Consider the following 22,437-nt stretch of genomic DNA (forward strand, 5'->3'; position numbering starts at 1 on the left):
ATGCGGAAGTCACGGAATGGGTCATTGTAAAAAGAAAGGAGCGGGGCGCATGAAAGACGCCTCGCTCCTTCTCTGTATAATAAAGTTTCCACCTTAGGAAGATGCGGATGTTTTGTTCTTGGCGGGCAGGGGAGACTGTCCAGAATTGCGCATCGTCCAGTACGTGATCACCGTCGTAATCAGCATCAATATGCCGGTCATCATGAATACGGAATGAATGTTGAAGATGCCGCTGACCAGACCGCCGAAGAGCGGACCGGCCATGCCGCCAATTTGGTTTGCCGTCTGGCTCAGGCTGAACGCCCGGCCCCTGAACTCGCTTGGCGTGTTGCGGACAACCAGGCCGTTAAGCGCCGGGAATACGGCACAGAAGAAGGCCCCATAGACAAAGCGGATGGCGGAGAACGCCCAAATATTGCTGAACAGCATCTGTGCCAGAGACCCGATGCCGCTGGCAAGGAGACCGATCAGCAGCACTTTGTGAAAGCCGATTTTGTCGGCCAGGCGCCCCCAGCGTGCGGCAAACAGAATGCTGGCAATACCCACGATCGAAAAGACGAAGCCGGCAATCATGGAGGTGTGGCTCGACGAGCCGCCGATCTGCGCGATATACAGCGGCAATACGGGCTCAATCGTCATGACGGAAAACTGCGTCAGCAGGGTGAGCGCCAGCACGGTCAGCAGCGCTTTGTTATGACCCGCGACTTTAAACGTATTCACGACCGACACCCGTTCCTTGCTCGGCACGAACTTCTCTTCCTTGACCCAGAAAATGACGAGCAGCGTAGCGATAAAGCAGAGCACCCCGGCTAGTCCGAACGCCATGCGGTTGCTAAAGAGGGAGGCGAGGGTACCGCCGATCATCGGTCCCATAATGCCGCCGGTCGCGGTTGCCGTCGACATCATGGAGAGCGCGTAGCCGACTTTTTTCTCGGGAGTATTCGTGCCGACAATGGCAATGGCCCCCGGGATAAACCCGGACAGCAGCCCCTGAAGCAGGCGCAGGATCAGCACCTGATACTCGTTCGTGACGAACGACATCAGCACATAGATGACGAAGAGCACCATGCCCGCCCGAATAATCATCGGTTTACGGCCGTATTTATCGCCGACCGCTCCCCAGAACGGCGAGGAGAGCGCACCGGCAAAAAAGGCCGAGCTGAACAGCAGGCCCGACCACATTTCCGTATGCTTGGTAACGCCGAGCTCAATCAGAAACAGCGGGAGAAAGGGAATGACCATCGAGAAGCTTGATGAAACGATAAAAGAACCGAACCATAGAATCCATAAATTTTTCTTCCAACTTTCCATGTCTTCTTCATCTCCTGATGTGCATGATTCGTTCATCTTCCTCTGCGGATGCTGAATCCCCCCCTGTCTCCTATGTAAAATGCGGTATGTATGAAAAAGCTCTGGAACTCCTGATAAAAAAAGACTAAAGAAAATGGCAATCGAATTTGCCCCGAACAAGACCCGTACAGCAAAACGCCCCCCAAATTTGGTAAACTGGAATCATCCCAAGCATCCAGGTACCTTCCTCAGCGACAGGCGTCTAATAATTTCATCCTACACTACATGATATGGAATGGGAAGGGCACCGAGCACGGCGCTTCCGGTCGCAGGGCGTGAGGGATTACGGGCGGGAAGCCGCATGGCTGGCGCAATTATCGCACTTTGGATGGAGCGAAAATGGGCAGGAAATGATAGCGAAAATTTTTTTCATAAGGAGATCGACATGCGAGAAACCTTAAAGGATTTATATACAGCGGAATTGCTGCAAGCGGTGGCGGGACGAATCGGAGAGGTATATAACGAGTTCGATGAAGGCCGGTTTCTGGGGCTGATTCATAATGAAGCCTGGGAGCAAGAGGAGTTCAAGCAGCGTGTCCGCCATATTACGATGGCGCTAACCGAAGTGCTGCCTGGCTCGTATCCGGAGGCGGTTACGATATTGACGCAGGCTGCTCCGTTTTTCCGGGGCGTGGAGTATATTTTCTTCCCGGATTACGTGGAGCTGAACGGAATGGATCAGTGGGAAACGTCGATGGAGGCTCTGGCGGTATTCACGCATTATTCGACTGCCGAATTTGCGGTGCGCCCCTTCGTTATCCGGGACCAGGAGCGAATGCTGGCGCAGATGGCGGCGTGGGCAGAGTCGGATGACGAGCATCTGCGGCGGCTTGCGAGCGAAGGCATCAGACCCCGTCTGCCCTGGGCTTCCCAGCTGCCAAGCCTGATCCGCGACCCGCGCCCGGCGCTGCCGATCCTGGAGCGGCTTAAAGAGGATCCGTCCCTGTATGTCAGAAAAAGCGTGGCGAACCATCTGAACGATATATCGAAGGATCACCCCGAGCTGGTGCTGGAGCTGGCCACGAAGTGGTACGGCAAGCATCCGCTGACGGACTGGATCGTCCGGCATGCTCTCCGGAGCTTGCTGCGCAAGGGGGATATCCGGGCGCTTGAGATTTTTGGCTATCAGGAGCTCGAGGAGCTGGAGGGCATCGAAGTGCGCGAGCTCAAAATCAAACGCCCGTTGATCGCGGTAGGGGAGGAGCTGGAATTCAGCTTTCAGGTTGTGAACGATACGGGAAGTCCAGTATCCCTGAGGATCGATTATGAGATCGATTATATGAAGGCGAGCGGCAAGCTGGCTCCGAAGCGCTATAAATGCTCAGACAAGCGGTATGCTCCGGGATGCTGGACGGTGGAGAAGAAGCAATCTTTTAAGCTGATTTCCACGCGGCGATTCTATTCCGGCGACCATCGGCTTCATATTATCGTCAACGGCAAGCGGCTGGCGAGTATGGATTTTGTGCTGGAGGGAACGGAGTAGGAGATAGCTGTGTGCGGATTCTGGCAACACTATTAAAACGGTGGAAATCAAGCAAGCAGGTAGAAGCAGGGCCCGACTTCTGGTACACTAGATAAGTTGAAAAGCTTTCAATGCTTTTACAATAGATGGTATAACGAATCGTCGTATATTCTATGAAAATGAACGGTGTTTGATGAGGGGCAGAATGCAGGGAAGAGACAGGAGAACAGTCTTGCTTACTGCTTTCGCTTGTTCGTAGAGCACAAGAAGAAAGTATATATAGCATGCCGGCCTGGCGCCGGTTGATGGAGGATATCGATGGACACAAAAGCGTTGCGAAGAGAAGACGTGGAGCTGCTGGCGCCGGCAGGCGATTGGGACTGCATGCGGGCGGCCGTGGCGAACGGCGCGGATGCGATTTTTTTCGGCGTCGAGAAGTTTAACGCCCGGGCGCGGGCGAACAATTTCCGGATGGACGAGCTTCCCGAGATTATGGCATTCCTGCACAGCTATGGGGTTAAGGGGTTCCTGACCTTTAATATCCTGGTGTTTGAGAACGAGCTGGAGGATGCCAAGGAACTGATCGATGCGTGCGTGGACGCTGGCGTGGACGCGGTGATCGTGCAGGATTTGGGGCTCGTGAAGCTGATCCGCGAAATCTCGCCGGATTTCCCGATACATGGCTCTACCCAGATGACGATTACGTCGCCGGAGGCGGTCGAGTTCACGAAGCCGTTCAATATGGAGCGGGTCGTGCTGGGACGGGAGAACAATCTGAAGCAAATTCAGAAGATTGGCGAGCAAGCGAAGCTGCCGATGGAAGTTTTTGTGCACGGTGCACTGTGTGTATCGTACTCGGGACAGTGCCTGACCTCCGAAATGTGGGGCGGCCGTTCGGCAAACCGCGGCGAGTGCGCGCAGGCATGCCGCCTGCCGTATGATCTGATCGTGGACGGGGAGCAGAAGCCGATGGGCGATGTGGCATACCTGCTGTCTCCGAAGGATTTGGCGGCGATTGACCTGATGCCGGAGCTGATTGAAGCGGGCGTGACCTCCTTCAAGATTGAGGGACGTCTGAAGAGCCCTGAATATGTGGCGAACGTCGTGAGCAAGTACCGGAAAGCCATTGACCGTTATTTCGACGGCGAGGATGCGCGTCCGAGCAAGGAAGAGGTCCGCGAGCTGCAGCAGAGCTTCTCGCGCGGCTTCACGCATGGTTTCCTGGAAGGCACGAATAATAAAAAGCTGGTTGAGGGCACATTCCCGAAAAGCCGCGGCGTGTATCTCGGCCGGGTGGAGCAGATCCTGCGCGACGGCGTCGTCTGCAAGCTGGAAGCGCCGCTGAAGCGCGGCGACGGCATCGTATTCGATGCAGGCGACCCGACGAAGAAGGAAGAAGGCGGGCGCGTCTATGACGTGCGCCGCAAAGGCGTCAAGCTGGAGGGCGAGGCGCAGGAGGGCTGGATCATCGATATCGTGCCGGGCCGCAGCGATGTGGATCTGCGCAAGGTTCATGTCGGCGACCGGATCTGGAAGACGAGCGATCCGGCGCTGGACAAGCGCCTTCGCCAGACGTTCGAGACGGACAAGCCGTACCGGGTGTTCCCGGTGCATGTGCGGGTGAGCGGACGTCCGGGACAGCCGCTGTCGACCTGGTGGACCGATGTGCAGAAGGGCACGACGGTCCAGGTGGATTCGGAGCTGGAGCTGGAAGTCGCCCAAAAGCGGCCCCTGAATCGGGAGATTCTCGAGGAGCAGCTGGGCCGCCTGGGCGGAACGGTGTTCCAGCTTGAGGAACTGGACGTCGACCTGTACGGCGACGTCATCGTGCCGATTCGCGAGCTGAACAGCATCCGCCGCCGTGCGGTGGAGCAGCTTGCCGGCGAGCGGCCGAAGCCGCCCGTGTACGTGAAGCGGGCGGTGGAGGTTTATGGCGATGCAGCTTCGCCTGCAGCGCCGGTGGCGCGCGGGGAAGCGCAGCTGACCGCGCTGTGCCGCAGCCTGCCGCAGGTGCAGGCTGCGCTCGAAGCCGGCGTCGAGATGATCTACGCCGACTTCGAGTTCATCAAGCAGTTCCCGGCAGCGGTGGAAGCCGTCCGGGCAGCCGGCAAGCAGATTGCGCTGGCTACGCCGCGCATCCACATGCCGGGCGAGAACGGCTACCATAACAACATCCTGCGCCTCCAGCCGGACGCCGTGCTGGTGCGCAACACCGGGGCGCTGTATTTCTACCTGCGCCACCGGATGGAGAACCCGGGGGCGAAGCATCCCCGGCTGATCGGCGACTTCTCCCTGAACATTGCCAACCACAAAACGGTTGACCTGTTCACCGAAGTCGGCTGCGACGTCGTCACGCCTTCCTATGACCTGAACATCCAGCAGATGGTGGATCTTCTCCGCAAGGCGGACACGTCGAAGCTGGAGATCGTCATTCATCAGCATCTGCCGATGTTCCATACCGAGCACTGCGTGTACTGTACCTTCCTTAGCGAAGGCACGGATTACACGAACTGCGGACGTCCGTGCGAGGCGCATCGGGCATCGCTGCAGGACCGGATCGGCATGTCCCATCCGGTGCGCGTGGACGAAGGCTGCCGCAACACGGTATACAACGCCATTGAGCAGTCCGGTGCGGAATACCTCTCGAACTTCATGGAGCTCGGCGTGCCGCGCTACCGGGTGGAATTCCTGGAAGAAACGCCGGAGCAGGTTCATCAGGTCATCGATCTGTACAACCGTGCTCTTCGCGGAGAGATCAGCGGAACCCAGGTGTGGAAAACGCTGAAGGCGACCAACCAGCTCGGCGTAACGCGGGGGCAGCTAGTGAAATAAAGGAAGCTTGTAAGGGTGTGTAAGTAGCTAGCGAGTGAGCGATCCCCTGAACGATAAGAGGACGCGCAGCGTTTGCAGCATAGCGATCCCATAAAGGAAATAAAGCGCGAGGACGCACAACGTTCGAACCAAGCGATCCCAAGCGTGTGAATAAGAAGGAGTGATGCCGGTGCGGGCATCACTCCTTTTTTTAGCGTCCAGATTGTCGTCTGAAGGCAGCAGCTTCATCCAGAGGTCCTTTCACCAGGGACACCCCTCTTTCAGAGAGAGACAAGAACGTGCTACAATATAGCACAAGCATAAGTAAAACGCTTAACCTGGAAGAGAAAGGACTGAACCCTTTGCAGCACAACTGGTATCGCAAGCTGCTTCTCTCCTATTTTCCCATTTTCCTCATTACGATTACGATCATCGTGTTTCTTTCTTTCATTATGTTCAACGAAGCCTCGCGTGAAGAGGCGGCCAAGGCGAACGGGATTTCCACGCGGTTTATTATGGAAGACCTGGACCGCTCTATCAATGCCATTGAAATGGACGTGCTGAACGAAGTGGAGACCAGCTCCCTCTACTCCAGCTATCTGTTCAGCGACCCTTCATCCGATCAGAACCTGATGCACTCGCTGGTGAAGCGCCTGCGCGGACTGCAGACGGGAAGCGGTCTGATAGAATCGGTCTATTTGTACCGCCATTCGGATCAGTCGGTGCTAACCACAAGCGGCCAGAGTCCGCTCCAATCGTTCCCGGACCGGTCGTTCATCGAGCAAGCTCTGAAGGAGCCCGATTACCGGGGCTGGTCGGCCGTGCGCTCCATGACGGGCCTGGGCGAAAGCAAGCCGAAGCAGGTCATCTCCATGCATAAAAATTTGCCGCTCCCCTTCGGCACTCAGGGTCTGCTTGTAATCAACGTCGGCATCTACCGGGTGGAGCAGATGATCAATCCGATGATAAATGACAGCGTTTCCTTTTTGAATATTCTGGACTCCGGCGGAGAGCTGATCTTCGAAGCGTCCCGAATGGGAGGGGATAACCGGGCCAAAGAAGGCAAGGTGCTGACGACGCTGCAATCGGATCAGCTGGGGTGGACGTTTGAAAGCGGCCTCCGGGCGGGCCAGCTCTATGCCTGGGTGTCGGTCGTGTCCTACATCTGGATCGTGATCGGCTTTGTGACCGTGGTGCTCGCCATTATCTACATCGTTTATATTACCAGACGGAACTATCAGCCGATCAAAGCGCTGATGAACCGCGTGGAGTCCATTCAGCTCAGCATGCCGCAGGCGGCCAAGGATGAGCTGTCCATGATCGACAGTGCGCTTGAGAGCCTGATCAGCCGGTCCATGGATTATGACAAAAAGCAGCACGAGAATCTTCAGCTTCAGCGCAGCCAGCTGTTTATGGACCTGATCAGCGGGCAGAAGCCCGAGGAGGAGCTGCAATCCCGCATGGCCGAGCTGGCTCCGATGCAGCTGCCGGCGAAGACGGCCGGTTATGCCGTGATGCTTGGCGAAATCAATGATTACAGCGGTTTTCGGGACGTTCATACCGTCCGTGACCAGAACGTGCTGAAGTTTGCGTTGATGAACGTGTTCCAGGAAATCTCACGCAACGCCGGCTTCCACAGCTGGCTTGAATGGATTACCGGCAGCCGCATCGGTATTCTGATTGCATTGCCCGAAGATGAAGGCGACTATCGCGAGGGTCTGATCCACGCTGCCGAGGAATGCAGGGGCTGGGTCGAGGACAAGCTCCGCATGTCGGTGAGCTTCGGACTGGGCGGCAAGGTTGCCGGCCTCCAGGAGATCGGAGCATCGTACCGCTCCGCCTCCGAGGCGCTTGGACACAGGCTGGCGATGGGCAAGCACGCCGTGCTGGTCGGCGACGAGCTGTCCAAAGGCGATTTAAGCCATCTGCTTCCTTATCTGACGGAGATTTCGGAGCTGGTGAAGGACTTCCGCTTAAATAACGAAGGGTGGAGAACCCGGCTGAAGAACATGTTCGTTTCGTTCAAGGAAGAGCGGCTGAAGGATGATATCATCCGCTCTCTGGTCAAAAGCATGCTTCAGCTCCTCTCCCGGGAGGTCGGCGCGTTATCCGACGAGCTGCGCAGCCAGCTGTCGGAAGGCATGGAGCCAGTTCTTGCCGGCGCAGCGACCCTGGATGAGCTGCAGATCAGCATCAGTGACCATTTAACGGAAATATACCGCACTTACGTAGCGCTCAGCGAAACGAAAAGCTATCGTGCCATGATCAGCGAGATGAAGCATTATATCGAGGAGCATTTTGAGGATCCGGATTTATCCCTCAAGCATCTCAGCGACCGTTTCCAGATCTCCGGAAAGTATGCAAGCTATCTGTTTAAAATGGAATACAATATGAAGTTCGTCGATTTTCTGGTGCAACTGCGGATGGAGCGGGCGGAGGAGCTGCTGGCGGGTACCGAGCTTTCGACCCAGGAAATTGCGGAGAAAATCGGGTATGCCAACGCGATAACGTTTGGCCGGGTGTTCAAACGGACGGTGGGGATGACGCCGGGGGATTACCGCAAGCTCAAAATGAAGGCCTCGCCGGGTACGGAGCTGGAATCCTAGAAGGCGGTTGGATGAAGAAAACGTTCTGGAATCCTAGAAGGCGGTTTGGATGACGAAGGGTTCGGATTCCTAGAAAGCGGTTTGGATTACGAAAATGGTTTATCGTATATATGGATCAAGCAACGGGTGCAGAACATTCCAAAGCGGAAGCTGCACCCGTTTCGTATTTTACGAATATCGGGCATATCGTAGCCTGTCAATCACACTGGATCGGGAGTCGCAGCTTGGCAGCAAACGCCGGTGCAGCAGGGTATTCAGCCACATTTGAAATCGGTTTATTATGCGAAAACAGTCATTCGATATCCGAAAAACCTTGTAACCGCGGGGTTTGTAGCGTTTGGAATTTGGTTTATTGTCATTCGCCGGCCGCTAAGGCATACTGAGGACACCCAAAAGGTTAAGCGCTTACACTGGTGGCAGGCGAAGCCGGATTCCCGGCTGTCCCCGCAGGACATTTTCATTAAAAAAGATCGGCGCGAATCGGCAGGGACATATTTAAACGAAAAGGGGATGTAACTATGGCGGCAAGCAAGAAAACGTGGGGCAAGCTCGCAAAGCTCTCGCTCGTGATGCTGATGGCCGGAACGGTCGTATTATCCGGATGCTCTTCAAAATCGGGCGGCAACACCGATACCTCAGGCGGAAGCTCCGGATCCAATGATGGTAAGCAGGTCACGCTGAAGGTCGAGATCTTCGACCGCGGCAATACGCCGGAGCCGTACACGATCACCGACAGTTACCTTACGAGATATATTCAGGACAACTTTGGAACCCCTAACAACATTAAGATGGAATTCGTACCGGTACCCCGTTCGGAAGAAATCAAGAAGCTGAATGTTCTCATGGCCAGCGGCGGCGACGTGCCGGATATCGTGTTTACGTATGACACGCCCACCTTCAACCGTTATGCCGAGCAGGGCGGTTTGACGGAGCTGACCGATCTGATCAACGAGCATGGCCCGAATTTGAAGGCGTTTCTCGATGAGGACGCGATGAGCTACGGCCAGTACATGGGCAAACAGTTCGCCGTTCCCGGAAAACGGGCATTCCTGGGCAAGTATTCTTCCTTTATCCGCACGGATTGGCTGGATAAGCTCGGCATGGATGTTCCTCAAACGACGGAGGAGCTGTACGAGGTGCTGAAGGCTTTTAAAGAAAAGGATCCCGGGGAAACCGGCGGCAAGGTTATTCCTTTCGGCATGACGATCGAACCGGCGCAATATGATCCGCTGATCTGGTCCTTTATCCAGCCGACCACGGAGGAGCAGAAGTACACGTTGATTCAAAAGCTCGGGGCCAACGACTACCCGACTCTGCTGCCGGGCTTCAAGGATGCGCTCCAATTCATGAACAAGCTGTACAATGAGGGGCTGATGAGCCGCGATTTCAGTTTGGACGAGGACAAGAAGCAGCTGACCCAGGATGTGACAAACGGTCTCGTAGGCTTTTTGACAGAGGATTATCCGAACCTGTATTACGCGGACGGCACCTATGATACGCTGCTGAAAAACCAGCCGGATGCCAAGCTGGAGCCGGTGGACCCGTTCACCAACTCCGAAGGCAAGCACGCAAAGCCTGAGTACGCGCCAAACGGCATGTACATCATGATCCCGAAAACAAGCAAGCATGCGGTCGAAGCGATAAAATACCTGAACTGGATGGCCGCCCCTGAGAATCTACTGGCTCTGCAAAACGGCGTGGAAGGCGAAAACTACGAAATGGTCGACGGCATTCCCGTCATCAAGCCGGACGCCCCTCAGGATGTGATTGACCGTCTGTATAACTCCGGCGATATTGCCATTATTGCCAACGGCAACTTTGTCGGCGACGATGCGCAGAACCGGGAGAAGCTGACCACCAACTTCCCGGAACGATTCCAGGATCTGCACCGCAAGGCAGTGGAAATCGCGGCGACGGATACGTTCAAGCCGGTCAACTTTGACCGTCCGATCGAATCGGAAGCGAAGTACGGCACGAACCTGCAGGCGAAATACGAAGAGATGATCGTCAAGACGGCCATGGCCAAACCGGAAGACTTCGAGAAAACCTTCGAAACCACGATGAAGGATTACATGGTCAGCGGCGGTCAGGCGATCCTCGACGAGCGGACCAAGGTTTATCAGGAAATGCAGTCTAAATAACAAGATAATCCGCAGCGGGATATGGGGAAGGACGGCTGTCAACGTTGAGGCCGTTCCTTCGTTCCCGGCGTCATGAGCAAGGAGAGGATGATTCAGATGAGTGGAACCGTTTATCTGCGCCGGTACTGGCAATTATATGCACTGCTTGTTCTGCCGCTGGTTTATTTCATCATTTTCAAATACGGCCCGATGTGGGGCGTTCAGATCGCGTTTAAGGATTTCAACTTCTTCCAAGGCATTACCGGAAGCGAATGGATCGGGCTGGATGCCTTCCGTGAAGTCTTCCAAACCCAGGATTTTTATAAAACATTGCGCAACACGCTGATGCTTAATCTGTTAGACCTCCTGGTTTCATTTCCGGCGCCTTTGATTCTGGCGATTATGCTGCATGAGCTCCGGATCCGATGGTTTAAACGGTTATCCCAAACGATTTTGTATATTCCCCATTTCATTTCATGGGTTATTATAGGCGGCATTGTGTACCAGGTGTTCGGCACGCAATCCGGCATGATCAACAACGTGCTGATGGCGCTTGGCTTTGAATCGGTGCCTTTCCTGACTGACAAAGACACGTGGCTTATTACTTACCTGGCGACGGGTGTGTGGCAGAGCGCAGGCTGGGGAACCATTCTCTATCTGGCGGCATTGACCGGCATCAATAAGGAGCTGTATGAAGCGGCGGAGGTGGACGGAGCGGGCCGGTTCAAGCGGATACGGCATATCACGCTGCCGGGCCTGAAGACCACGGTCGTCACGCTGCTCATCATCAACCTCGGCAATATGATCGCGATCGGCTTCGACCGTCCGTTCGTCATCGGCAATAAAGCGGTCATGGATTATTCCGACGTGCTCAGCACCTATGTGTACCGGACGGGTCTGGAATCCGGACAGTATACGCTGGCGACGGTGGTCGGCTTGTTCCAGGCGGTGGTCGGTTTGATCTTCCTGCTGGGCGCGAACTATGCATCGAAAAAGCTGACGGACGAATCCATCATTTAACGTTGTACAGAAAGGAGCTTCACTCATGAGCGAGCGTGTGTCGAACCGTGTTTTTGATACCGTAAACATCATCCTGCTTGCGGTGTTCGTTCTTATTTGCCTGGCACCCTTCTTCCATATTATCGCGATATCCTTCAGCTCCAACCGGGCGGTAACGTCGGGGGACGTGACGTTGTTTCCGGTGGAATTCAGCCTTCAGGCTTATCAATCCGTATTCTCCGATTCCAGCATGATCCGGTCTCTTGGCTTTACGGTGATGCTGACGCTGCTGACGACGGTGATGTGCATGATCATGACGATTATTGCCGCTTACCCGCTGACGAAAAAGAAGCTGAAGGGCCGCAAATTTTTCATGTTCATTATCATCGTGACCATGTTCTTCAGCGGGGGCATCATCCCGGAGTACATCCTCGTAAAAGACTTGAACTTGTTGAATACGATCTGGTCATTGGTTCTGCCGGGATTGATCAGTCCGTTCTATCTCATCATCCTGATCTCCTTCTTCAACGGTATTCCGGAAAGCCTCGAGGAAGCGGCCGAGATTGACGGCACGAGCCAGATCGGGACGATGCTGCGGATCATCCTGCCGCTATCCTTGCCGGTGATCGCGACGCTAAGCCTGTTCTATGCCGTCGGGCGCTGGAACGGATTTCAGGACACGCTCCTGTATATCACGAAGGAAGAGCTCTATCCGCTGCAGCTGAAGCTGTACCAGCTGGTGCAGAACAATATGATTACGGATTTGACCCGCAACGAGGGACCTTCCGCAGGTATTAGAGCAGCCACGGAAAGCCTGAAAGCGGCGAGCGTCGTGTTTGCCACGGTACCGATTCTGATCGTGTACCCTTGGCTGCAGCGTTACTTTGTCAGCGGCGTTATGCTGGGAGCGGTAAAAGGTTAAGGATGACGGAGATCAGGGGGAGCTTATGATGTATAACAGGGTTTTTGAAGTGAACGACAGCTGGGTGCGGGAGGCGATGGACCGCCAGATCATGGAGCCGGAGCACCGCTGGTACGGCGGGGTCCGCACGATCGAGAACGGGCTGCCTTCGCCCAACCATAACAGCGGGACGCCGACCGCCATGGCCATCTGGGCCGCCGCGCTTTGCAATCCGGCCTCCGAATATTACCGCAATCACGAGCTGGCCCGTCGATTTGCGCTTGCCGCGCGTTACATGCTTGCGGCTCAGCATAGCGACGGCACGATATCGCCCGGCTGGACGAATTTCCATTCCCCGCCGGATACCGCCTTCGTGGTGGTTGGTTACGCGCAAACCGCGCAGCTGCTTATGGCTGACGGCTGGGAGGACTTGAAGGGTGCGGTTGCGGATATGCTCCTGTTCCTGGAACGGACCTTGCCCGCGCTGATTACCGGAGGCTGCCATACGCCGAATCATCGGTGGGTCATCTGCGCAGCGCTGGGCTTCTTGAACGAGCTCTTTGATTCGCCGGATGCCTTGAAGCGGGCCAGGGCGTGGCTCGCGGAAGGCATGGATGCCACGGCTGACGGGGAGTGGACCGAGCGCAGCAACGGGATTTACAACGTCGTCAGCGATGTCATGCTGATTCATGCGGCCAGGCTGCTGAAGCGTCCGGAGCTTCTGGTGCCGGTCCGGGCCAACCTGAAGATGATGTCCTATCTGGTCCACCCGGACGGAGAGATCGTCACCGAATATTCCGGGCGGCAGGATTTCGGCCAAAGCTTCGATATGTCGGGGTATTTTCTGCCTAGTCTGATGATGGCTTCACTGGACGAGGACCCGGTATTCCAAGGCATGGCCGAGCAGTCGCTGGCTTTGCTGAAGCATCCCGGCGGAGCGCCGACGAATGCCGCCGTGCGGCTGCTGCTGGATCCAGCGCTTCAGCGGGAAGATGCGGAGACGAAGCCGATGCCGGAGAACTACCGAATCGTGCTGAACGGTGATTTTCCCAGGGAGCGCTATTTGTCCGGCTTTGCAGACGCCGGCCATCACGGCGTTATCCGCTACAGCCGGATGCACACGGATTTTGGCGCCCCGGTGGCGCGAATCCGTGAGGGCCATACCAGTGTGACGGTAAGCACGGAGATGTCTTCCTTCTTTTCGCTTCGACATGGTGCGGCCCGTCTGCTCGGCGTGCAGTTTGCCTCGTATTTCGAGCCCGGCTTCGTCAAGATGAGCCGGATGGCACCGCTGGAGCAGGGATACCGGCTATCCGGCGAACAGGAAAAGGGCTACAACGGACCGGTGCCGGAAGCCGATCTGCCTGCAAGCGCAGGCGAAGACGTCAGCCCTTGGTACTTGCTGCCGCATCACTGCCGCCCGCAGACGCATGTCCAGCGGCACAAGGTGGAGGTGGATGTGGTGGAGACGAGCGAAGGCTGGAGGCTGGTCATCTCCTCGACAGAGCCGGAGGATGTCGTGTCGCAAATCTCGCTTATTTTTCCTGCTGCCGGAGCCCTTAGCGGCGGTGAGCTTGCTCCTGCGGGCGTGGATACCCAGTTCTGGATGGGAGGGAGCATCCGTTATGAAGCGGGCGGCGACTGGATGGAGATCAGTGGCGCCGGATTTGAGCATACGGCGGCAGGCGTTCGGGAAGCGGCGTATCCGCTCGGGTTCCGTACGCTGCTGCTGAATGTGGTGACTCCGTTCGTGAAGGAGATTGATATCAAGCTTTCTCCGATGGCAGCGAACGGCCGAACGGAAGGAGGCGAATCTTCATGACAAGCTATATCGAGACCCGCGAGAGCATCCGGTATTGGCTCGGCGATGATGATGCCGGCATTCTGAAGACGATTGCCGGGCGCTACATCGGGGCGAACCCGGAAATTCCGTTCGCGCTGCGGTCGTTCGCTTGTACGGGGATTCTTCAGACCGGAGAAGGGTTCTACGACTTTAACTTCGGCGACCGGTTTCGGGATGCGAAGCAGGGGGACGTTGCCTTTGCGCTTGGTCTGGTGTGGAGCGACGATGAACGGTCGCTGGATGCCGCGATCATGCCGTTCAGCCCGGTCCGCTTCTATCTGAACGAGCAGCTGATGTACCGTTCAGGAGCCGAGGACGAGATGAAGCCCGATGCGAAGATTGTCGTTCCGCTGGTATTGAATCCGGGCTGGAACACGTTGTTGATTGAGGCGCGCAGGACTGAGGCCGGATTCGGCTGTCGCTTTGGCGCCCAGGAGGGCAAGGTCCGAATTCTGCAGGTGCTGTCCCCGTTTGCGGACCGGAAGGGGGCCGCCGGCTGGGCGTATTCCGGGCCGCTGACGGCCGGCCTATTCGGCGAAAGCGGCCGCTTTCCGAACGCCCACGGAAGCGAAGACGATACGGGCGTGAGCTGGCTCCCGGTTACAGGCTGGAGCGAGCAGGAAGCGGTGAAGCCGAATTTTGAGCGAATGTTCGGCTTGCCGGGGGCAGCGGTATCGGGGTATGCCTGGAGCCGATTGAAGGTGCCTGCCGCAGACGATCCGATTGAGCTTAGAGGCCGTGCTTGGGGCAGGCTGCAGGTCTGGATCGGCGGACATCCTGTACCGGTCCTAGACCTTCAAAAGGGAGGAGACTTCCGCTGTGAGCTGCCTGCCGCGAGCTGCCGAGGGGATTTGCTGGTCCGCTGCTCCAGCGGGCCGTCCGGATGGGGATTTCAGCTTCAGGCCTATCATGCTGGGGAAGAGCTGGAATTCGTGCTCCCTGTTCCGGTACAGGGGGCGCCGTCTCCTTGGTTGTATGCCGGCCCGCTGGCGGCAGCGAAGGAGGAAACGCCGGAGGAGGTGTGCACGGTCAAGAGGCTGTTCCAGCTCGCGGACGGCCGCGGCTTGACCGGATGGTCCCTGGATGCGCCGGGCTGCCGGGTCAGGCCGTTCTATGAGAACGCCATGCTGAGCAACAAATGGACCTCCGGCTCGGCCACCAACTTCGGGCGTTGGGACTATCCGCTGGGCGTGACGATGTATGGTCTGCTGCAGACCGCGCGAGAGTTGGGACGGCCGGATATTGCGGAATATGCCCGGGCACATATCGGCATCTGCACGTCATGGTACGAATACGCGGTCTGGGACCGGGATTCGTACGGCTTTCCGTCCATTAACCATCAGCTGGTGCTGATCAAGATGCTGGACAACTGCGGGTCCTTCGGCTCCGCGATGCTGGAAGCCTATGCGGAAAACGGCGGCAGTCCGGAGGATTTGAAGGTCGCGGAGGTCATTGCGGATTTTATGGCGAACCGCCTGGAACGCCGGGAGGACGGGGCTTTTTACCGGCTGTGCGTTTCCGAGTATTCCGCGGATACGATGTGGGCAGACGATCTGTACATGAGCACGCCGTTCTTGTCGCGGTACGCCGGGATTACAGGCGATTCCACCTATCTGGACGAAGCGGCAAGGCAGTTTCTGAGATACCGGGAGTATCTGTTCATGCCGGAGGAAGGCGTGATGAGTCACGTATTTGATTTCAAATACGGGAAGGCGACCCGGATACCGTGGGGACGCGGAAACGGCTGGAGCCTGTTCTCCCTATCCGAGCTGCTGGAGCGTCTGCCGGACGATCATAAGGACCGCCCGGCACTGCTTGGATTTTTCCGCGAGCTGTGCGCCGGGATCGCTTCCTATCAGGGCGAGTCAGGGCTCTGGAGACAGGTCATTACCGATCCGGAGGCTTATGAGGAGGCTTCCTGCACGGCGATGTTCGCTTACGCCTTTGCCAGAGGCGTGAGGTTTGGCTGGCTGGAGAATCCCGGACGGTTCGCCGAGGCCGCCATTCGGGCATGGCAGGGGCTGACCGAGCATGTCATCGATCGCAGCGGCAGCGTGCATGGGGTGTGCAGCGGGTCCCGTTATTCCTTTACGGGGGACTATTACAAGCATGATCTGCTTACGGTGCTGAACGACAACCACGGGATCGGCATCATGATGCTGTCGTGCGTGGAAATTATGAAATTGAAAGGCATGCAGGGCCTCAAGTAAGGCATACACTTTCGTTAAAGCGCTTAATCCGCTAAAGGATATAAGCGCTTCGGTGCACTAGGTTAAGCGCTTAATTAATAGATGGCTTTCCCGCTATCCCGCTTTCCCGTTTGGATTCAAGAGAAGATGAGCGAAAAGGAGATGAACCGGTTGACAACGACAAGATTAACGATGGCCCAGGCGCTGCTGAGGTTCCTGGATGCACAGTATGTTTCTGTCGACGGAGTGGAGACGAAATTTGTGCACGGGGTGATGGGGATTTTCGGGCACGGCAATGTGACCGGCCTTGGCGAGGCATTGGAACGAAGCGCGGGGGACCTGGTTTATGTGCAGGGCAAAAACGAGCAGGGCATGGTGCATGCCGCGGCGGCCTACGCCAAGCAGAAGAATCGCCGGCAGATTTGGGCCTGCACCTCATCCATCGGTCCCGGTGCCTTGAATATGGTTACCGCGGCAGCTACGGCAACGGTGAACCGCATTCCGGTGCTGCTCCTCCCAGGCGACAATTTCGCCTGCCGTCAGCCTGATCCGGTGCTTCAGCAGATCGAGGCCCCGTCGGATTATACCGTTTCGGCGGCCGATGCATTCAAGCCGGTGAGCCGGTACTGGGATCGGATATCCCGGCCGGAGCAGCTGATCGCAGCGGCACGGCAGGCGATCCGCGTGCTGACCGATCCGGCGGAGACGGGGGCGGTGACGCTGGCGCTGCCGCAGGACGTGCAGGCTGAGGCGTACGACTATCCGGATTCGCTGTTCGAGAAAACCGTTCATGTCATCGATCGACGCCCGCCGTCGGCGGAAGGGCTGCAGCGGGCAGCCGCACGGATTGCCGCGAGCAAGCGCCCGCTGATCATCGCCGGAGGCGGCGTGCATTACAGCGATGCAACCGGGCAGCTTGCTGCTTTTGCAGAAGCCTTCGGAATCCCAGTCGCCGAAACGCAGGCCGGCAAAAGCGCGCTTCCCTGGAATCACCCCTTGAACCTGGGGGCGATCGGCGTGACCGGCTCGCTGGCGGCGAACCGTACCGCGGCAGAAGCGGATTTGATCATCGGCATCGGCACCCGGTATACGGACTTTACGACGTCCTCCAAATGGGCGTTTCAGCGGGAGGATGTTTCGTTCCTAAACCTGAACGTCAACGCTGCGGACAGCGTTAAGCTTGGCGGCGAAGCGCTGGTGACCGATGCGAAGGAAGGTCTAAAGGCGCTGCATGCTAAGCTGTCGCAGGACGGCTATCAAGCCGCATATGAAGAAGGCGAGCTCGCCGGGCTGAAAGCGGAGTGGGACCGCGAGGTGGATCGGTTGTACGCCGCCGAGCATCCGGATGGCTTGTCGCAGACGAGGGCGCTTGGCGTCATCAATGAGGTCATTCCTCCGACCTCGGTCATCGTCTGTGCGGCAGGCAGTCTACCGGGGGATCTGCACCGGCTATGGAGAGCCCCCGAAGCGAAGACATACCACATGGAGTATGGGTTCTCCTGTATGGGGTATGAGGTGGGCGGCGCCCTTGGTGTGGCGTTGGCAGAACCGGACCGCGAGGTCTATGCGCTGGTCGGCGACGGCAGTTATCTGATGATGCACTCGGAGCTAGTCACCAGCTTGCAGGAAGGCCGCAAGATTACGATCTTGCTGTTCGACAACCACGGCTTCCAGTGCATTCACAATCTGCAGCGGAGCAACGGCAGTGACGGCTTCGGCAACGAATTCCGCCGCCGCGAGGAGGGCACGGGCCGCCTGACCGGGGAATACCTCCCGATTGATTTCGCCGCGCACGCGCGGGCGCTCGGCGCCAAAGCCTACAAGGCCGGCACGCCGGAGGAGCTGCGGGCAGCGCTGCTCCAGGCCCGGCAGGAGCCCGTCACGACCCTGATCGAGATTCCGGTGGTCCCGGGAACGAACACCGACGGTTACGAGTCTTGGTGGCGTGTGGAGGTGCCGGAGGTATCCGTATCGAGCAAGGTGACGGAGGCCCAGCGCGAGATGGCTGCCCGGAGCAAGGAAGCAAGGCCGTATTAGCGGCTGCAGCGGTAAGGAAGCAACTCCCTGCCGACAGCTGGAGCAACAAAGCAGGCAAGATCTTACTAACTAGCGGAAGAGGGTCAGTACTAAGCGGCTCGGGGCTTGAAACCAAGGGCAAGGAATGTTTATAGAAATGTCTCGTGTAAGGAAGCCGGTTCTATTAAGGGACCTGGAGTATAGGAGCATACTCTACCAAACAATGCAAAGGAGCGCTGAATATGAGCAATAGGCTGTTCAAGCTGGGGATCCACCCCATCAACTGGGTCGGCGAGGATGTCAGAGAGCATGGAGTTGACACAACGTTTGAAACGATTGTGGATGATATTGCGGCTTTGGGTTTGACGGGTACGGAGATGGGCAGGAAATTCCCAAAGGATCCGGCGGTGCTGAAGCGGGAACTGGAGTCCCGCGGCATTCAACTGGTTTCCCAGTGGAAGTCCGTGCTGTTCTCCGATCCCGTTTACCGGAAGCAGGAGCTGGAGGACTACCGCCGGCATGCGGAGTTTCTGGCCGGATTCGGCAGCAAGGTCATCAGCACGGCGGAGGTTGGAGGCTCGCTGCACTTCGATCCCCGGCGGACGCCGAACGAGCGTGTCGTTCTACGACTGGATGACGCGGGGTGGGAAAGCCTGGCGGAGGGACTCAACCAGGCCGGCGAAATTGCGGCGAGCTACGGCATGAAGCTAACGTATCATCACCATGGCGGCACGGTCGTGGAGCAGCCGGCCGAAATCGACCGGCTGATGGCAATGACCGACCCTTCGCTCGTGTTTCTCCTCTACGATACCGGCCATGCCTATTACGGGGGAAGCGATCCGCTCGAGCTGCTCCGCAAGCATTATGACCGGATCGCGTATATCCACCTGAAGGATATCCGGCATGAAATCTTGGAGCAGGCACGTCTAGATGGCTGCGATTTCGTGAGCTGTATCCGCAGGGGCGTGTTCACGGTTCCCGGCGATGGCTGCATCGATTTTGCGCCGATTATCGGAGAGCTCATGGAGCGCGGTTATAACGGCTGGGCGATGCTGGAAGGAGAACAGGATCCTGCGCTGCATCCGGCCAAGGCGTATGCTCAGCGGGCGATCGAATACCTGGATCGTCTGGAAGGCCAGCTCAAGCCGCAGGTCTGAAGGCGTTCCCGGTCGTGAGTCGAAACCAGGCTGATGCTAATTCGGAAGGTTCAAAATGTAATGCAGGATACTAGCTTGTTTATCGGACACCAGACAACCGTTTCTTTTAGAAATCTAGGATTAAGAGCTGCAAGTGATTACGGCCATTGAAAAGCGGAGCCATATTTTCCTATGAATGCTCAGCGTGGGCCGATCTGATCAAGGAGGTTCATCCATGAGTGAAATCACGTTCAACGACCAAAAACCGGTGGATTTTGTCGCCGTGGGGAGATTATGCATCGATTTGAACGCCAATGAGATTAATCGGCCGATGGAAGAGACCAGCACGTTTACCAAGTATGTGGGCGGATCTCCCGCTAACATCTGTATTGGGATGGCCCGCCTAGGTCTGAATACGGGCTTCATCGGCAAGGTGGCGGACGATCAAATGGGGCGTTTTATTACCCAATATCTGAAGGATAACGGAATTGCGACGCAGGGTGTAACGACCGATCGTACCGGTGCCGTGACGGGGCTGGCTTTTACCGAAATCAAAAGTCCGACCGACTGCAGTATCTTGATGTATCGCGACAACGCTGCGGATTTGCTGCTGGAGACGGGAGACGTGAACGAGGAATTGATCGCCTCCGCCAAAATGGTGCTGATCTCCGGAACCGCGCTTGCGGCCAGCCCTTCCCGGGAAGCGGTGTTCCTGGCTCTGGAATATGCCAAGCGCCACGGCGCCGTGATCGCGTTTGATCTGGATTACCGTCCGTACACTTGGAAATCCCCTCAGGAAACGGCGACCTATTATAATCTGGCGGCTGAAAAATGCGATATCATCCTCGGTACGCGCGAGGAGTTCGACATGATGGAGCAGTTCGGAGGGAATCCGGAGCGGAGCGATCGCATCACGGCGGCCAAGTGGTTTGACTACAGCGCCAGGATCGTCATTATCAAGCACGGCAAGGAGGGCTCCATCGCATATACACCGGACGGCACCAGCCATACGGCTCAAAGCTTTCCCGCGAAGGTCATCAAGACGTTCGGGGCAGGGGATTCGTACGCTGCCGGCTTTCTGTACGGCCTAATGCAGGGCTGGACCATTGAGCGCTCCATGGAATTCGGCAGCGCGGCGGCAAGCATTGTCATCTCCAGCCACAGCTGCTCCGACGCCATGCCGACAAGCGAAGCGGTTCACGATTATATGGAGCGCTGTAAACGAGGGGAGATCACGGCTAATACCTAGGTACCGTGCATCTGACCATTCATTTACGGTGACTTATATAGCTTGGCGAAGGCTCTCTGATTTTTATCGAAGGTCCTGACGGATTCTACTGAATATCCTGAGTGCCCTCAATAACTATCCTGAGAGATCCCAACAAATTATCCTGAGTGCTCTCAATAACTATCCTGAGTGATCTCAACTAATATCCTGACCAATCTCAATAAATATCCTGACTGATCCTAACCAATATCCTAACGGATCCAATCAAACACGCTAACTGATTCAATCGAAAGGGGCCAACCAGCCATGACGCAAACCCTGAGCAATTATATCGGCGGACAATTTGTGCCATCCCGATCCGAAAAAACCGATCCCGTCTACAATCCGGCGACGGAGGAGATTCTCGCTTACGTGCCGCTTTCGACCAAGGAGGAGGTAGACCTGGCGGTGCAGGCAGCAGCCAAAGCGGGGCGCTCCTGGGCGAAGACCGCCGTGCCTCGCCGCGCGCGCATTCTGTTCAAGTATCAACAACTGCTTGTGGAGCACTGGGAGGAGCTGGCACGGCTGATTACGGCGGAGAACGGCAAAAGCTATGCAGAAGCCTACGGCGAAGTGCAGCGCGGCATCGAGTGCGTGGAATTTGCAGCCGGCGCGCCCACGCTGATGATGGGCAAACAGCTTCCCGACATCGCCACCAATCTGGAGTCCGGGATGTACCGTTATCCGATTGGTGTTGTAGCCGGCATCACGCCGTTCAACTTCCCGATGATGGTGCCGTGCTGGATGTTCCCGCTCGCCATCGCCTGCGGCAATGCGTTTGTGCTGAAGCCGTCGGAGCGCACGCCGCTCTTGGCCCAGCGCCTGGCGGAGCTGTTCGCGGAAGCCGGCCTTCCGGACGGCGTGCTCAACGTTGTTCATGGCGCGCATGACGTGGTCAACGGCATTTTGGAGCATCCGGGCATTGCTGCCATATCCTTTGTAGGCTCTCAGCCGGTGGCGGAGTATGTCTACAAAACCGCTTCCTCCTACGGCAAGCGTGTCCAGGCCTTGGCCGGAGCCAAAAACCACAGCATCGTGATGCCATCAGCCGACTTGGACGCAGCCGTCACCCAAATCGTCAGCGCGGCCTTCGGTTCGGCCGGTGAGCGCTGTATGGCCTGCTCCGTGGTGGTAGCGGTTGGGGACGTAGCGGAGCCGTTGATCGGGAAGCTGAAGCAGGCGGCCGATGAAATCTCCATCGGCAACGGGGCGGATGAAGGCGTCTTCCTGGGGCCGGTCATCCGGCAAGCCCACAAGGAGCGGACGCTCTCTTACATTGAGGCAGGCGAGCAGGAAGGAGCCAAGCTGGTCCGTGACGGACGGAGGGATGATGCCGCGAACGGTAAGGGGTATTTTGTCGGACCGACGATTTTTGATGAAGTGACCTGCGAGATGAAGATCTGGAGGGACGAGATTTTTGCGCCGGTGCTATCCGTCATGCGTGCAGAAACGCTGGAGGAAGCCATTGAAATTTCCAACCGCTCGGACTTCGCCAATGGTGCCTGCCTGTTCACACAGGACGGCAGCGACGTGCGCCAGTTCCGCGAACATATTGATGCCGGCATGCTAGGCGTGAACCTCGGCGTCCCTGCGCCGATGGCATTCTTCCCGTTCTCCGGCTGGAAAAACTCCTTCTATGGGGACCTGCATGCGAACGGCACCGACGGCGTGGAATTCTATACCCGAAAAAAAATGGTAACGGCACGCTGGTAAGCTCATAAGCGGAGGAGACATTCA

At 57.0% G+C, this 22,437-nt stretch carries 13 protein-coding genes; 12 read left to right on the top strand and 1 reads right to left on the bottom strand.

The window, feature by feature from the left end; genetic code table 11:
* Positions 1-93: 93 nt before the first annotated feature.
* Positions 94-1,311 (bottom strand): MFS transporter, encoded by a 1,218-nt coding sequence (locus tag NST44_RS07935; RefSeq protein WP_251535727.1) that lies wholly within the window; start codon positions 1,309-1,311, stop codon positions 94-96.
* Between the two features lie 424 nt (positions 1,312-1,735).
* Here NST44_RS07935 and NST44_RS07940 point away from each other — a divergent pair, with 424 nt between their 5' ends.
* The 12 genes from NST44_RS07940 to NST44_RS07995 all read left to right on the top strand — a co-directional run bounded on the left by NST44_RS07940 (position 1,736) and on the right by NST44_RS07995 (position 22,413).
* Positions 1,736-2,833, top strand: a complete 1,098-nt coding sequence (locus NST44_RS07940; RefSeq protein WP_251535726.1) for a DNA alkylation repair protein — start codon at positions 1,736-1,738, stop codon at positions 2,831-2,833.
* 297 nt (positions 2,834-3,130) lie between these two features.
* Positions 3,131-5,644 carry a U32 family peptidase gene (locus NST44_RS07945; protein ID WP_007132252.1) on the top strand — a complete coding sequence of 838 codons (2,514 nt, stop codon included), beginning with the start codon at positions 3,131-3,133 and terminating at the stop codon, positions 5,642-5,644.
* Positions 5,645-5,922: 278 nt separating this feature from the next.
* Entirely contained in the window at positions 5,923-8,229 is a 2,307-nt protein-coding gene (locus NST44_RS07950) for a helix-turn-helix domain-containing protein (protein ID WP_232239334.1), read from the top strand.
* Between the two features lie 518 nt (positions 8,230-8,747).
* Positions 8,748-10,370: an extracellular solute-binding protein gene (locus NST44_RS07955; RefSeq protein WP_340898736.1), complete on the top strand. Its 1,623-nt coding sequence runs from the start codon at positions 8,748-8,750 to the stop codon at positions 10,368-10,370.
* A gap of 96 nt (positions 10,371-10,466) precedes the next feature.
* The gene (locus NST44_RS07960) at positions 10,467-11,369 is read left to right on the top strand and encodes an ABC transporter permease (protein ID WP_007132249.1); all 903 of its coding nucleotides are present in this window, start codon (positions 10,467-10,469) and stop codon (positions 11,367-11,369) included.
* A 25-nt stretch (positions 11,370-11,394) separates the two neighbouring features.
* Complete coding sequence (locus NST44_RS07965; RefSeq protein ID WP_007132248.1) at positions 11,395-12,270, top strand: carbohydrate ABC transporter permease; 876 nt, start codon at positions 11,395-11,397, stop codon at positions 12,268-12,270.
* Positions 12,271-12,295: 25 nt separating this feature from the next.
* Positions 12,296-14,071, top strand: a complete 1,776-nt coding sequence (locus NST44_RS07970; protein ID WP_340898739.1) for a hypothetical protein — start codon at positions 12,296-12,298, stop codon at positions 14,069-14,071.
* Entirely contained in the window at positions 14,068-16,302 is a 2,235-nt protein-coding gene (locus NST44_RS07975; protein WP_340898741.1) for a glycoside hydrolase family 88/105 protein, read from the top strand. Before NST44_RS07970 ends, NST44_RS07975 begins: the two co-directional genes overlap by 4 nt.
* 150 nt (positions 16,303-16,452) lie before the next feature.
* Positions 16,453-18,318 carry a 3D-(3,5/4)-trihydroxycyclohexane-1,2-dione acylhydrolase (decyclizing) gene (iolD, locus tag NST44_RS07980; RefSeq protein ID WP_340898743.1) on the top strand — a complete coding sequence of 622 codons (1,866 nt, stop codon included), beginning with the start codon at positions 16,453-16,455 and terminating at the stop codon, positions 18,316-18,318.
* 221 nt (positions 18,319-18,539) lie between these two features.
* Positions 18,540-19,454 carry a myo-inosose-2 dehydratase gene (gene iolE / locus NST44_RS07985; protein WP_340898746.1) on the top strand — a complete coding sequence of 305 codons (915 nt, stop codon included), beginning with the start codon at positions 18,540-18,542 and terminating at the stop codon, positions 19,452-19,454.
* Positions 19,455-19,668: 214 nt separating this feature from the next.
* On the top strand, positions 19,669-20,682 hold the full coding sequence (iolC, locus tag NST44_RS07990; protein WP_077568362.1) for a 5-dehydro-2-deoxygluconokinase: 1,014 nt from the start codon (positions 19,669-19,671) through the stop codon (positions 20,680-20,682).
* Between the two features lie 285 nt (positions 20,683-20,967).
* A complete protein-coding gene (locus NST44_RS07995) occupies positions 20,968-22,413 on the top strand; it encodes a CoA-acylating methylmalonate-semialdehyde dehydrogenase (RefSeq protein WP_210093965.1) in 1,446 nt (481 codons plus the stop codon).
* Positions 22,414-22,437: the final 24 nt, after the last annotated feature.

Source organism: Paenibacillus sp. FSL W8-0919 (assembly GCF_038003785.1).
Taxonomy (GTDB): domain Bacteria; phylum Bacillota; class Bacilli; order Paenibacillales; family Paenibacillaceae; genus Paenibacillus_AQ; species Paenibacillus_AQ lactis.